Source organism: Flavobacterium ponti (assembly GCF_042652765.1).
GTDB lineage: Bacteria > Bacteroidota > Bacteroidia > Flavobacteriales > Flavobacteriaceae > Flavobacterium > Flavobacterium ponti.
Genome location: NZ_JBHSGW010000002.1, coordinates 340,727 through 356,352, shown reverse-complemented (window position 1 = coordinate 356,352; position 15,626 = coordinate 340,727). Strand labels below are relative to the sequence as shown.

Sequence of the window (15,626 nt, the reverse complement as noted above, 5' to 3'; positions counted from 1 at the left end):
TCCAATTTGGAGGTGTTTTTTTTTTAAGAATAATTTAGTCTTTTCTTTTGTTCCTATTTTCTATTCTCTTTTTTCAAACTATCTTTGCTTTATGCAGTTTTTTATTGAAGTCGTTTTACCCTTAGCCGTAAATAAAACCTTTACTTATCAGGTTTCTGAAGCCGAATTTTATTATGTTTCCATTGGAATGCGAGTAGCAGTTCCTTTTGGAAAAAGTAAAGTATATACTTCTTTAGTTATAGGAAAACACAATAATCCACCTCAATTATACACAGCCAAAGAAATTCATCAAATAATTGACGAAAAACCCATTGTAAATGAAATTCAATTGGCACATTGGAATTGGATTGCGAATTATTATATGTGTTCTTTAGGAGAAGTTTTTAAAAGTGCTTTGCCTTCTGGATACATGTTGGAAAGTGAAACCATAATTAGTTCTAAAAAAGATGTTGAAATTGATGAGAATGAATTAAAAGACGATGAATATTTGATTTTTGAAGCTTTAAAGTTACAATCATCCATTACAGTAAATGATGTAGTGAAGATTTTAGGCAAGAAAACTATTTTTCCTGTTCTAAATAAATTACTCGAAAAAGGAGCTTTGCAATTACAAGAAGAGATTTCGGAACAATATAAACCCAAACAAGTTCGCTATGTAAAACTACATGATGAATTTAGTAACCAAAATAATTTATCTTTATTACTAGAAAATTTATCAAGAGCCAAAAAACAACGCGAACTGGTTTTGTCTTTTTTTCAGTTACAAGTCAAAGAAAAGAAACCTATTTCGGTTAAACAATTAGTTGAATTTTCAGGAAGTACTTCAGCAACTATAAAATCATTAATTGATAAGGAAGTTTTTGTAGAATATTTCATCAATCAAGACAGAGTTGTTTTTGAAAAAGAAGATGACAGTCATTTCACGCTAAGTGAACCCCAACAAAAAGCTTTTGACCAAATAGAAGAAAGTTTTATTGAGAATGATATTACATTATTACATGGTGTAACAGCTTCCGGAAAAACAGAAATTTACATCAAACTTATAGAAGAACAAGTTAAAAAAGACAAACAAGTTTTGTTTTTATTACCAGAAATTGCATTAACAACTCAATTAGTACAACGGTTAGTTGCTTATTTTGGGAATCAAGTTGCAGTTTTTCATTCCAAATATTCAAACAACGAACGAATTGAGGTTTGGAATCAAGTTTTAGAAAATTCAGAGAAAGCTAAAGTCGTAATTGGTGTTCGAAGTGCTTTGTTTTTACCTTTTTCAAATTTAGGTTTAATTGTGGTTGATGAAGAACACGAACAAACCTACAAACAAGAAGCTCCAGCTCCAAGATATCATGCTCGTGATTGTGCAGTCGTTTTAGCTAAACAGCATCAAGCCAAAATTTTATTAGGAAGTGCAACACCAAGCTTAGAAACCTATTATAACGTAAAAACTAAAAAATACAATTTAGTCGAATTAACAGAACGCTTTGGAAACGTAGTTTTACCTGAAATAAAACTCATCGATTTAAAAGATAAGTATTTCAGAAAAAGAATGAACGGTCATTTTTCGGATGAATTGATAGAAGGAATTTCAACAGCATTAGAATTGGGAGAACAAGTCATTTTATTTCAAAATAGAAGAGGATTTTCACCTTATGTGGAATGTATTACTTGTGGTCACGTGCCTAATTGTCCAAGTTGCGATGTGAGTCTGACCTATTACAAACACAAAAATCAATTGCGTTGTCATTATTGTGGTTATTCCATTGCAAATCCAACCCATTGTCACGCTTGTCAATCGGTTGAGCTTACGACAAAAGGTTTTGGAACCGAACAAATAGAATTAGAATTAAAAACTATTTTTCCTGATAAAAATATTGGAAGAATGGACCAAGATACCACAAGAGGGAAATTTGGATACGAAAAAATCATCGATTCATTCAAAAATAGGGAAGTAGACATTCTTGTAGGAACACAAATGTTAGCCAAAGGATTACATTTTGACAATGTAACTTTAGTCGGAATTTTAAATGCAGACAATTTATTAAATCAACCTGATTTTAGAGCTTACGAAAGAGCTTTTCAAATGATGACACAAGTAGCAGGAAGGTCTGGTCGTTCAGAAAAGAAAGGTTTGGTTATGATACAGACTTATAATGTGTTTCACAATACTATTCAACAAGTTTTGAGTAATGATTATGCATCCATGTTTAAAGAACAAATTTACGAACGACAAAATTTCAAATATCCACCTTTCTATAAATTAATTAAGTTGACTTTAAAACACAGAGATTACGATAAATTAAAAGAAGGTTCTATGTGGTTATATAACGTTTTATCACAAAGTTTACCAATGCCAATTCTTGGACCAGAAGAACCAGCTATAAGTCGCATTAGAAATGAATATATCAGAACCATATTAATTAAAATTCCGAAAGAGAAGAATTTATCTATAACCAAAAAAACTATCCATAAAATAATGAATAGTTTTGAAGCGGTTGCGTTTTATAGAGCCATAAAAGTCACTATAAATGTGGATAATTATTAAGAAGATTTTTTAAGAGCTTCCATCAAGTCATCTTTTTTATTTCTACTTAAAGGTATTTTAAAAGTGTCAATTTCAGCAAATTTGCTATTGAATGTCTCAACTTTATTTACATTAATTATATAAGATTTGTGTACTCTAATAAATTTGTCACCAGGCAAATCTTTTTCAAAAGCCTTCATTGTAGATAGGACCAAATGATTATCGTCTTCCGTAATTACTTTTACATAATCACCAAAAGCTTCAATCCATCTTATTTTTGAAGTATATATTTTTAATTTTTTCAAATTGCTTTTAATGAATATAAATTCATCATCATCATCATTAGTCTCTTTCTTCAGATTAAATAAGTTATATGCTTTTGTAACAGCAAGATTAAAACGTTCTTTAGTAAGAGGTTTGTGAAGATAATCAGTAGCGTTATAGTCAAACGCTTTTAAAGCATATTCTGTTTTTACAGTAATAAAAATAATTTGAGGTTTAACTTTAAGACCATCTAAAAAGTCAAAACCATTAATTACAGGCATTTCAATGTCTAAAAAAACTAAATCAATATTTTTTGTTGAAATACAGTTTTTGGCATCTGTTGCATTAGAAAACTCACCGACAAGATGTAACAACTGATTCTCATTAATTAGTTTAGTCACAGTTATACGCTGCAAGGCACTATCGTCTACAACAATACAATTTAATTTCATCTATCAAATTCATGTGTTATTATGTTGTAAATATATTGCTAATCATTAGAATAAACAAGTTTATCTAAAAAAATAGGGTTTTATTTCAAAAGAGATATTTTTTTACGGAATGCTTGTTAGTTAAGCATAAAAGACTTACTTTTGCACCCAATTTATAACAAATTAAATTTTATAGTATGAATCATTATGAAACTGTTTTCATCTTGAATCCCGTTTTATCTGAACAACAGATAAAGGAAACAGTTAGTAAGTTTGAAGATTTTCTTACTTCTAAAGGGTCAAAGATGGTAGCCAAAGAAGACTGGGGCTTAAAAAAATTAGCTTACGAAATCCAACACAAAAAAAGTGGTTTTTATCACTTATTTCAATTTGAAGCTAATGCAGATATTATTGCTGCTTATGAAACAGAATTTAAACGTGACGAGAGAGTTATGCGTTTTTTAACTGTATCATTAGACAAACATGCAGTATCTTGGGCAGAAAGAAGAAGAGAAAAATTAAAAGCTAAATCAAACTAATTATGGCATCTTTAGAGCAATCAGCAAAAGGTAAAAAAGAGGGAGATATTAGATATCTTACTCCTTTAAATATAGATACAAACAAGCAAAAGAAATATTGTCGTTTCAAAAAATCTGGAATCAAATATATCGATTATAAAGATGCAGATTTCTTATTGAAATTTGTTAACGAGCAAGGTAAAATTTTACCTCGTAGATTAACAGGTACTTCATTAAAATACCAAAGAAAAGTTTCTGTTGCAGTTAAAAGAGCAAGACATATTGCAATTATGCCATATGTAGCAGATTTATTAAAATAATATTTAAAAATATAGTTGTTGCTCCGATTTTTCGGAGCTAACTTCTACTAATAAAGGACAACAACATGGAACTTATTTTAAAACAAGACGTTCAAAATTTAGGATTTAAAGATGATGTAGTAACGGTTAAAAACGGTTATGGTCGTAATTATTTAATACCTCAAGGATTTGCAGTTTTAGCAACTCCATCTGCTAAAAAAGTTTTAGCTGAAAATTTAAAACAAAAAGCACACAAAGAGCAAAAATTAGTGGATGATGCAAATAAAATTGCTGAAGCATTAAACGCTCTTGAAATTAAGATTTCTGCAAAAGCAGGTGGTGAAAAATTATTTGGATCTATCACAAATGCTAACATTTCAGAAGCATTAGCTTCAAACGGTCATTCAATTGATAAAAAATTCATTACAAGTGGAATTGTTAAACGTATAGGAAAATATAATGCAAGCGTTAGATTACACAGAAATGTAGTGGTAGAATTACCATATGAAATTATTGCTGAGAAAGCTTAATTTTTTAGAATAGATTGGTTACCTTAAAATAGGTTAACTAATTATTACTTCAAAAACAGATAAATCGGAATAGAATTAAATCTATTCCGATTTTTTATTTTTATTGAAGTAGAGTTTTGTTGTTTTGTTCCGTTTGCTTAGAATTTACTTCAGAGCATAAGTCATATGATAATACTCCTTTAATTATCCAAACCTCATTAATTTCAGCTTTTTTTATCTCAATATTACTAAAAAAAGAATTTTCATTATTTAAAATCAATACATCATTATTTATTTTATTCAATAAAATTCGGTTTATAAAAAAGCCTTTTGTTTTACTTGTTATAGCTACAAGAGAATTATTTTTAATTTCATCAATTTTTATAGATTCACAAACTACAAAAGAATTTGATTTAATTAAAGGATGCATATTATTGCTAGATACTTGAAAAAGAATAGTGTTATCACTTTTAATAAATGGAAAATGATAAACTGGCAAGATTTCAATTAGACTTTCTTTGTCTATACAATATTGGAATTGAAGCTCACTTGATACCAATGGTGTTTTAGAAAACAAATAATCTACTGTGTTTTTTGGTTTTTGATTAAAAAAAATGGAATTTAAATCAATTTCATACAATTCACAAATTGAAATTATTGTGTTGTAATCTACTGTATTCCTTTTTTTCCAAGAAGAAATAGTATTTGGTTTAACATTTAAAATTTTAGATAGCTCAATATCTGTAGCTATTTTCAGCGTTTTCTTTAATCTATTTAAAATTAAATTCGCGTTTTGAGAATTATTTTCTTGCATATTCGCAAAATGTGTTGTAGTTTTACTAATATAAAATAATAAAAAACTGTTTGGATAAATTCAATAACTATATATGCTTTATCCTTAAAAGGTTAAAGCATATCAAAAAAAATAATAACAATATAAAATTAATTGTTAAAATTTTAGGTAGCCTATTTTAATGAAAATTAGCCTTACAATAATTTATGTGTCTCTGAGAACCTGTCTAATTAATACTCAGATAATGTAAAGTTAAACTAAATATTGAATATGTAGTGTGAAACATATCATAAAATTTAACTAAAAAAGACAAAAAGCACAAAAAACAGACAAAAAGCGGATTAGCAAAAAATAAAAAACAAAAAACAAAAACAAAAAACAATAACTAAAACCTTACAAAACACTAATTGCGATTATTCGCATTAGTACAATTGATTATTAATTTAAATATAAATTTATGAGATTTACTATTACCCCAAAGCGTGCAAAATTTATTGCTTTTTTGTTTTTTGCCTTTACGCTCTTTGCAAATCAAAGTATTTTTGCACAGTCAATCCCAGTAAATGCTTCTGTTATTTCAAGTTCAAATGAAGTTGATTTTTCATCAAATGCAATTGATGGTAATTTAGCGACTAAGGCTGAAATTAGAGCTAGTACTGGAGTATTACTTGGTGTTGGAGCTTATTCTGGTTTTTTAGAATTAGAATTTCCAACGATTTTACCAGCTAATACGACTTCGTATGTTAAAATCGATACTGACGACAATTTACTTCCTGCTTTACTTGGAGGAAGTTTAGGAGGTTTACTCTCAGATGTCTTAGGTACAGTTTTGATAGGTAATCAAGAATTTACCTTGCAAGCTAAAAATGGTAGTACTGTTGTTCTTGAAGGAAATAGCCAAATAGCTAATGATTTTGCGACAAGTAATTTGAGAATTGTTATTAATTCTCAAAATGAGTATTTTGTCGCAATAACACCAACACAACCTTACAACAGAATCAGGATTCAGAACAGGGTTGGTTCACTATTAGGATTAAATAATACAAAACATTTAGGTGTTTATGGTGCTTTCTACATTCAAACTCAAGATAATTGTGGATCTGCTTCTTATACTTCTTTCAATGGATCAGGAATAAGTTTTGACTTATTAGATGTTGGTGGAGCAGGAGTTATTAATCCAAATCATGTAATAGATTCAGATCCAAATAGTTTCTCAAAATTAAGTTTAGGTATTTTAGGTGTTGCTGCTTCAATAAATCAAACTGTTTACTTTGATGGTTTATCTGATCCAACAGATCAATTTCTAATTAGATTAAAAGTTGATCCTTCTTTATTAGCTGTTGGAGTCGCAAATAATATTCAATTTTTAGGATACAATAATTCAAATTTAGTTCAAACAACTAATTTGAATTCACTTTTAAATCTAGAGTTGTTGACCTTGTTGCAAGGAAATCAAATTGCAACAATTCCTTTCGCTCCAAATGGAGCAGTAAATAGAATTGTTGTTAGGTATAATTCTCTTTTAAATGTTCAACTTACTCAAAGTGTAGATTTATATGATATAAAAAGAGTTACACCACCACCAGTTATCACTGATGCATTTACATTAAACCCTACAGTTTGTTCAGGTTCAACAGCAACATTGATTGCAGAAACTATAGCAGGTACAACTATTAATTGGTATTCACAGCCTACAGGAGGAACTGTTTTAGCCACTACGAACTCCGGAGATCCATTTGTAACAAATGTATTAACACAAAATACATCTTTTTATGTTGCAGCTGTTGATTTAAACTGTCCTGATGAATCAATAAGAGTGAAGATTGATGTTGAAGTAGTTGATATACCAACGGCAGCAGATATTTCAATAGGCTCACCATTAGATGCTTGTAATGGTTCAATAGTACTTACACCTTCTACAACAATTGGAGGAGCAACATTTAAATATTATAAAGATCAATTAAAAACACAAGAAGTTACAACAGGTTATTCTGGTGATGTAGGAGTTACCTATGTTTTAAATAACGCTACTGGTCAATTGAGTATAACAGGTTTAACTGCTGTTAATTCTCCATATACTTATTATGTTTCACTATCAATAAATGGATGTGAAAATGAGGTGAATACATTAAAAGAAGTTGTTGTTAATTATTCTACTGGATTAACCTTAAATCTTGCTTCATCCATAGAAGGTTGTGGAAGTGTAAATTTACTTGATGCGATTTTAAACTTAGATTTATCAGGAGACACTCAATATACTTTTTTTGATGCACTAAATAATGTTATTACTTTAGATGTTGCTACTAATATTGTAACAAGTGGAGTTTATTCAGTTCAAGCTATTAGTTTACTTGGAACTTGTGTTTCTTTAGCACAGCAAGTAAATGTTACCGTAAATGCAGAGCCAACATTAGTAATTCCAAATGATAATATTATAGCAAATATTGGAGATACAGTTACATTAGATGCAACTTCAGATGGGACATTAACATATTATGACTCAAATGGAATGCTTTTAGCATCAAATGTTGTAGGTCCTTTTACAACTGCAGGTGTTTATACGTATACGATTATTGCAAATAATACTTCTTGTTCTATATCAGGTACAATTGCTGTTACTGTTTTAGATAATTCTCCATGTCCAGGATTGGATGAAAGAGTTTATGCTGATTCACAAAGTTGGGGCTCTATTTTAACAGGTTCAGTTTCAAATACAGCTAATGCATTTGATCAAAATCCTCAAACATTTTCAACTATTACAACAGGAATTGGTCTTTTAGGAATAGGTACTACTTGGCAAATTTTAGAATGGGATAATGTGATTCAAGCAGGTACTCCAGTAACAGTGAAATTAGGTTCTGGTAATAGTGCTGTAGTTCTTTTGGGAGGATATTCTATTGTAGGAACTAAAAAGAATTCTTCAGGAGTACCAATAGATATAGGTTCACCTCAAATAGTTTCAAGCTCACTATTAAATTTATTAGCAGGAGAAAATTCTTTTGAGTTTACTTTTACACCAACTGATAATACAGGTCCAAAAGATTATGATGGAGTGAGAATTATTGTCAATTCTTTAGTTAGTGTTGCTCAAAACCTTAAAGTATATGAAGCATATTATCATGTTCCTGTAACACAAATTGATTGTGCTTTAGGAGATGTAGAAGATGTATTTAGTGGTGTTGTAGATTTAGGAGTTGGAGCCTTAACAACAACTGTTGGTGTTGATAATCCTTATAATGCTGTTGACAATAGTTTAACAACCTACGCAACTATGTTTAGTGGAGTTGGAGTTTTGGCTGCAGCTGATTTAACGGTTTCATTCAACACACCAACTTTAGAGAATGAATCAGTTCAAATATTACTATCAAAACCGAGTACTCTTTTAAGTTTAAATTTACTTACAGGCTTTACATTACAAATGTATATAGGAGAAACACCAGTAGGTTCAGTTTTAGATAATAATTCTACTTTGTTAAGTTTGGAATTATTAAGCGGTGGAGCTGAAGCACTAGTTACTATTGCTCCTCAAACAATGCATTTTGATAGAATTAAAATTAGATTTGGTGGGGTTGCAGGTGTTTTAGATGAACTAAGAGTTCATGATGTAAACAGAATATATAACACAAATGTTGTTGGTGCTGATGCAACAAACACAATTCAAGCATGTGCTGGAGATATTTTACAATTAGAGGTAACTCCTCAAAGTTGTGTGACTTTTATTTGGTATGATGCAGAAGTTGGAGGAAATGTTGTTTCAACAGGTACAACTTTTACAGTTCCTTCAGATTTAGTAAGTGGAACTTATGACTATTATATTCAACCAGTTCGATATGGATGTGAAACTTTTGATAGAGGAAAAGTTACGGTAATTATTGATAATGCACCTCAAAATGCAATTGTTCAAGTAGATATTAACGGTTCATCAGAAACAGAATTATGTTCAACAACAGGTATGGTTACTTTGAATGCACAATTGAATTCTAGTACAACAATAACTAATCCTATTTTTTATTGGTATAGTTTTGATGGTACTTCTCAACAACTTATTGCAAACCAAAACCAATCATCTTTAGTTCTTAACAATCTTGCACCTGGAACATATACTTATTATGTAGGAGTTGGTTCAGATGAGTATTGTCAAACTTTAGAAGGAGATAGAACGGAAGTTACTTTTACGATATTACCTTTTTCACAACCTTCAGATATTACAGCAAATGATGTTTTAATTTGTAATTTAGATAATGCAGTTATTGCACCAACAACTACACTTCAAAATCCACAATTTTCATGGTATTTTACAAATGATACTTCTCTGCCAATTGTTGATGGAAGTACAGTAGGTGGAGTTACATTTGCAATTGATGTAAATGGTGTTTTAACTGTTACTGGTTTAACTTTAGCAAATAGTCCATATACTTACTATGTAGGTTTAATTTCAGATGAAACTTGTATTAATGAATCAGGTAATTTCAAGCCAGTCGTAATTACAGTTGGAACAGGTACAACACCAACAACAAATTCAGCTACTCAAACTTTTTGTTTAACAGCAAACCCAACCGTTGGAGATATTCAAGTAAATGAATCTAATGTAAGTTGGTATACAACTCCAACAGGAGGAACTGCATTGGCTTCAACTGATGCATTAATTAATGGAACTATTTATTATGGTTCAATTACAGATGTTTCTGGATGTGAAAGTACAACAAGGTTAGAAATTACAGTAACAATTAGTAGCGGTACTACACCAACAACAAATTCATCAACACAAACATTTTGTTTGACTTCAAATCCAACAGTCGGAGATATTCAAGTAAACGAAACAAATGTAAGTTGGTATACAACTCCAACAGGAGGAACAGCTTTAGCTTCAACAGAGGCTTTAATTGATGGAGCAATCTATTACGGTTCAATGATTGATGCTTCTGGATGTGAAAGTTCAGTTCGATTAGAAGTAGCAGTTACAATAAGTAATGGAACAACTCCAACAACAAATTCATCAACACAAACATTTTGTTTAACTGAAAACCCAACGGTAGCAGATATTCAAGTAAATGAATCAAACGTAAGTTGGTACACAGCTCCAACAGGAGGAACTGCTTTAGCTTCAACAGATGCACTAATTGACAATACTATTTATTATGGTTCAATGGTTGATGCTTCTGGATGTGAAAGTTCGGTAAGATTAGAAGTAACAGTTTCTGTAAACGGAGGTACAACACCAACAACAAATTCAGTTACACAAACATTTTGTTTAAGTACTTCACCAACAGTAGGAGATATTCAAGTTAATGAACCTAATGTAAGTTGGTATCTAACTTCAACAGGTGGAACTGCTTTAGCTTCAACAGATGCATTAATTGATGGAACTATTTATTATGGTTCATTGGTTGACGCTTCAGGATGTGAAAGTTACGTTCGATTAGAAGTTACAGTTATATTAAGTAATGGTACAACTCCAACAACAAATTCAGCTACTCAAGCATTTTGTTTATTTACAAATCCAACTGTAGCAGATATTCAAGTTAATGAATCTAATGTGACTTGGTATTTAACTCCAACAGGAGGTACCGCTTTAGCATCAACAGATGCATTAATGGATGCAACAATTTATTACGGTTCGATGATTGATACTTCTGGATGTGAAAGTGGAATAAGACTTGAAGTCTCAATTTCATTAAGTAGTGGAGCAACACCAACAACAAATTCAACAACACAAGAATTTTGTCAAGGTTTAAATGCTATTGTTGCAGACCTTCAAGTAAATGAATCAAATGTAAGTTGGTACTTAACTCCAACAGGAGGAATAGCTTTGGCTTCAACAGAAATTTTAACTGATGGAACAATCTATTATGGTTCAATTATAGATGGTTCTGGATGTGAAAGTGAAACTCGTTTAGAAGTTACAGTTTCAATTACTAATGGAGAAGTTGCTGTTATTACAGGAGGATCTCAACAAGCTTGTATTTCAGATGTTGTAACTTATACTGCAAACTCTGGAATGTCAAATTATATTTGGGTAATTTCAAATGGAGTAGTAGTTTCAGGAGGACAACCATCTGATGATTTTGTGACTGTATCATGGAATACAATTGGAGCTTCTTCAGTAATGGTTACATTTGATAACAGTTGTGCATTGACTAGCTCAACAACTTTTGACTTAAATGTTTCTGTTTGTTCAGATTTAACAATTACAAAAACAGTCGATAATCCAAATCCTTTAATTGATGATAATGTAGTCTTTACGATTACAGTAAACAACGTTGGTTCAAGTCAAATAGCAGATGTAGTTGTTTCAGAGATTTTACCATCAGGATTCAGTTTTGTAAATGCAGTAACATCAACAGGAACTTATAATGATTTAAATGGAAGTTGGGAAATACCAGTATTGAATGCAAATCAAAGTGTAACTTTAGATGTAACTGCTACGGTTTTACCAACAGGAGATTATACAAATGTTGTAATAATTGAATCTTCAAATCCAACAGATGAAGACCCAGGAAACAATAATGCTCAGGTTACTGTTTTTCCACAATGTTTAATAGTTTATAATGAATTTAGTCCTAATAGTGATGGTTCTAACGACTTCTTTATTATTGATTGTATAGAAAACTATCCAAATAATAAATTGGAAGTATTTAATAGATATGGTGTTTTAGTTTATTCTAGAAATAGATATTTAAATGATTGGGATGGAACTGCAAATGTTTCAGGTACTATAAATAAAGGAGATAAATTACCTATGGGAACCTATTATTACATTCTTGATGTTGGAGAAAAAGACATTAAGAAAAATGGATGGTTATCTATAGTTAGATAGATTTATTTAAAAATTAACAATTACTCTAAAATTTATAAGTATGAAACTAAATATAAAAATAGTTTGTTTTTTAACCGTGAGCATATTTGCTACAACAAAAATGAACGCTCAGCAGAACCCAGAATATACACAATATATGTATAATACAATGACGGTAAATCCTGGTTATACAGGTTCAGCAGGAACATTAGAAGCTACTTTACTTCATCGTTCTCAATGGGTAGGTATTGATGGTGCTCCATCTACACAAACATTAACGATTCACTCACCTTTAGCTAATGAAAAAGTAGGATTAGGATTGAGTGTAGTAAATGACAAATTAGGTCCTTCTAGCGAGGCAAATATTGACGGAAACTTTTCATATACTCTTAAATTTTCTAATGAAAAGCGATTAGCCTTTGGTGTAAAAGCAGGTATAAGAAAACTTGATGTAGATTGGACTAAAGGAAGGTTTAATGATAATAATGATGTATTATTAAATTCAAATATATCAAATGAAATTAAACCATCGGTTGGTGCAGGAGTATATTATTATGCTAAAAAATGGTATGCAGGAGTTTCTGTTCCTAATTTCGTAAAAGGTAATTATTATGATGATGTTCAAGAGTCAATAGAAATTGACAGATTACATTATTACTTAATTACTGGATATGTATTTGATATATCAGATGGATTAAAGTTTAAACCAGCATTTTTAGGAAAATTAGTTAGTGGAGCACCATTATACTATAATTTATCTCTTAACTTTTTGATTCAAGAAAAACTAACTCTAGGAGCATCTTATCAGTTTGATGATTCAGCGAGTGCTTTGGCAGGATTTCAAATCACAAATAGTCTTTATATAGGATATGCTTACGATTATACAGTAACAGACCTTAACAAATATAATGATGGTACACATGAAATTATCCTTCGCTTTCAACTTCAAAAAAAATCAAGCCAAATTAAATCTCCTAGATTCTACTAAAAAATTACGACATGAAAAAAATATATATACTTAGTTTATTATTTTGTTTTTCTGCGGTTTTTTCGCAATCAAAACTAAAATTAAAGAATGCTGATAAACTCTATAAAGAATTAGCATTTGTAGATGCTGCAAAAGCATATGATGAATATCTAGAAGAAGAAAAAAAACCTTCTGTAGAAACACTTAAAAGAGCAGGAAATTCTTATTACAATATTAGTGATAATAGAAATGCTTTAAAATGGTACCAAAAATTATATGACATTCAAGGTGACGGCATGAGTGATGATTATTTCTTGAGATATATTCAGGCTTTAAAAGGAGTAATGGATTATGAAAAAGCGGATGAGTTAATTAAGCAATATCTTAAGAACAAAGGTGATAAAAAAGAGATTGAAAGATATATGTGGCAAAAAAACTATAACGACAGTCTTTCTAAAACTAAGCCTCTTTACACAATCAAAAACTTAGATGTTAATACTGAAAATTCAGATTTTGGAACCACTTTTTATGGTGATAAAATAGTTTTTACTTCAAGTAGAGATGCAGCTAAATTGACAACTAATCTTTATGCTTGGAACAATCAACCTTTTCTTAACTTGTATGTTGGTGATAGAAATATGAATAATGGAGATATATATGAACCAGTTCTTTTTCTCAAAGATGTAATGACAAAATACCATGAAGCAACTGCTACTTTTACTCCAGATTTAAAAACAGTTTATTACACAACAAACATTGTCAAAAAGAATAAATTGACTTTAGATGATAGTAGAACTAATAATTTTCAGATTATTAAAGGAGAAATCGTAGATGGACAATTAACTAATTCAGAAGGAGTTTTCTTTAATAGTAAAGATTATTCTGTAGGTCACCCTTCTCTAAGTGAAACAGGCAGATGGTTATTTTTTGCTTCAGATATGCCAGGTGGTTATGGAGAAACGGATTTATATGTAGTAAAAATTGCAGAAGATGGAACAATGAGTTCTCCTCAAAATTTAGGACCAAAAATCAACACTATTGGAAACGAATTGTTTCCTTATTTTAGAGATGGAATTTTATATTTTTCTTCTGATGGTCATTATGGTTGGGGAGATTTAGATGTTTACCAAAGTACCTTTTTAGATAATATGGATTTTACTACACCTCAAAATTTAGGTCAACCAATTAACAGCAACAAAGATGATTTTGCTTATATCTTTGACCCTAATACAAGTAATGGTTATTTTTCTTCTAACAGAGCAATGGGTAAAGGAGACGATGATATTTACTATTTCACTAAAGCAGAACCTGAGTGTAATCAAATGGTTTCAGGAAAAGTTACGGATAAAAAGTCTAAAAATAATCTTTCTGGAGTAACCATAAGTGTTTATGATAGTTTTGATGATTTATTCTCAACTACAAATACAAATGCTGAAGGAAAATATATTATTGAATTGCCTTGTGATAAAAAAATGAAAATTGTGGCTTCAAAAGAAAACTACAGTAAAGACGAAAAAGAGGTTACAACTTTAAAAGTTGATGGTGACGAAATCAAAGACATTGATTTTGAAATAGGAAAATATGAAGATTTAGTAGTTAAGAAAAACGGACAAGAACAAATTGATATTAATCCTATTTTCTTTAACTATGATAAATATGATATTACTCCTCAAGCAGCTATTGAGTTAGATAAAGTAGTTTTTGTAATGGAAAAATTCCCAAATGTGAAAATCAAAATAGAATCTCATACAGATTCAAGAGGTAATGATGCTTACAATATGACTTTGTCTGATAATAGAGCAAAATCAACACAAGCTTATATTATTTCTAAAGGAATTGACCCATTACGCATTCAAAGTGCAATAGGTTATGGTGAAAGTCGATTAATTAATAAATGTTCAAACGGTGTCAAATGTTCTGAAGAAGAACATTTTAAAAACAGAAGATCAGAATTTATTGTAATTGAAAAATAAGATTTTTTTATAAATATCTAGTAAAAGCCTTCTAATTCAGAAGGCTTTTTTTTTATCTTTACCCAACATTTACACGATTTAATGAAATACGCAAGACTTACAAAAGAACAATTAGAAGAATTACATCCTGAGTTTATTAATTTTTTGGCAACCCAATCTATTGATAAAAAAGAATGGGACGAAATCAAAGAAAATAAACCTCAAGTGGCTTTGCAAGAAGTGGATGTTTTTTCAGATTTAATTTGGGAAAGAGCCTTAACAAACGTCAATTTTATTGATCATTTTTCTACTAATTATATCTTTTTGTTCAAATGTGTTGGTACTATTGTATTTTCTTTTGTAATCAAAACAACGAATAGAAGAGTTGACTTTCTGACCAAAGACGGAATTAATTGGTTGAGCGAAAATATGTTTTCTGATGATGTAGAAATTCAAAAAGGAAAGAAAGATATTTCACAAGACAGAAATCAAGCTCTTTTTAAAATCATTAAAGAAGGAGGAATCATTAGCAAAGGTGAATTGTTTTCAAAATTAGAACATCTTATCAATAATTAG

General features: G+C 30.1%; 10 protein-coding genes. 8 read left to right on the top strand and 2 right to left on the bottom strand.

The genetic code is table 11. The features are described 5' to 3' along the window. Positions 1–91 precede the first annotated feature (91 nt). Complete coding sequence (gene priA, locus ACFO3U_RS04160; protein WP_379738470.1) at positions 92–2,542, top strand: replication restart helicase PriA; 2,451 nt, start codon at positions 92–94, stop codon at positions 2,540–2,542. On the opposite strand, the gene ACFO3U_RS04155 is transcribed toward priA, so the two are convergent. Beyond that, entirely contained in the window at positions 2,539–3,237 is a 699-nt protein-coding gene (locus ACFO3U_RS04155) for a LytR/AlgR family response regulator transcription factor (protein ID WP_379738469.1), read from the bottom strand. The genes priA and ACFO3U_RS04155 overlap by 4 nt on opposite strands. 176 nt (positions 3,238–3,413) lie before the next feature. Between ACFO3U_RS04155 and rpsF the strand changes: the two genes are divergently transcribed. The 3 genes from rpsF to rplI all read left to right on the top strand — a co-directional run bounded on the left by rpsF (position 3,414) and on the right by rplI (position 4,563). Next, positions 3,414–3,755 (top strand): 30S ribosomal protein S6, encoded by a 342-nt coding sequence (gene rpsF, locus ACFO3U_RS04150; RefSeq protein ID WP_379738468.1) that lies wholly within the window; start codon positions 3,414–3,416, stop codon positions 3,753–3,755. A gap of 2 nt (positions 3,756–3,757) precedes the next feature. Then, complete coding sequence (gene rpsR, locus ACFO3U_RS04145) at positions 3,758–4,054, top strand: 30S ribosomal protein S18 (protein ID WP_338378791.1); 297 nt, start codon at positions 3,758–3,760, stop codon at positions 4,052–4,054. A 65-nt stretch (positions 4,055–4,119) separates the two neighbouring features. Further along, a complete protein-coding gene (gene rplI, locus ACFO3U_RS04140; protein ID WP_379738467.1) occupies positions 4,120–4,563 on the top strand; it encodes a 50S ribosomal protein L9 in 444 nt (147 codons plus the stop codon). Positions 4,564–4,663: 100 nt separating this feature from the next. Here rplI and ACFO3U_RS04135 read toward each other — a convergent pair whose 3' ends face one another. After that, positions 4,664–5,356 carry a LexA family transcriptional regulator gene (locus ACFO3U_RS04135; RefSeq protein ID WP_379738466.1) on the bottom strand — a complete coding sequence of 231 codons (693 nt, stop codon included), beginning with the start codon at positions 5,354–5,356 and terminating at the stop codon, positions 4,664–4,666. A gap of 436 nt (positions 5,357–5,792) precedes the next feature. On the opposite strand from ACFO3U_RS04135, the gene ACFO3U_RS04130 reads away from it, so the two are divergent. The 4 genes from ACFO3U_RS04130 (at position 5,793) to ACFO3U_RS04115 (ending at position 15,626) form a co-directional block, all read left to right on the top strand. Further along, entirely contained in the window at positions 5,793–12,152 is a 6,360-nt protein-coding gene (locus ACFO3U_RS04130; protein WP_379738465.1) for an Ig-like domain-containing protein, read from the top strand. A 40-nt stretch (positions 12,153–12,192) separates the two neighbouring features. Beyond that, positions 12,193–13,119 (top strand): PorP/SprF family type IX secretion system membrane protein, encoded by a 927-nt coding sequence (locus ACFO3U_RS04125; RefSeq protein ID WP_379738464.1) that lies wholly within the window; start codon positions 12,193–12,195, stop codon positions 13,117–13,119. A gap of 11 nt (positions 13,120–13,130) precedes the next feature. Further along, a complete protein-coding gene (locus ACFO3U_RS04120; RefSeq protein ID WP_379738463.1) occupies positions 13,131–15,071 on the top strand; it encodes an OmpA family protein in 1,941 nt (646 codons plus the stop codon). Between the two features lie 81 nt (positions 15,072–15,152). Further along, positions 15,153–15,626 (top strand): DUF6495 family protein, encoded by a 474-nt coding sequence (locus ACFO3U_RS04115; protein ID WP_379738462.1) that lies wholly within the window; start codon positions 15,153–15,155, stop codon positions 15,624–15,626.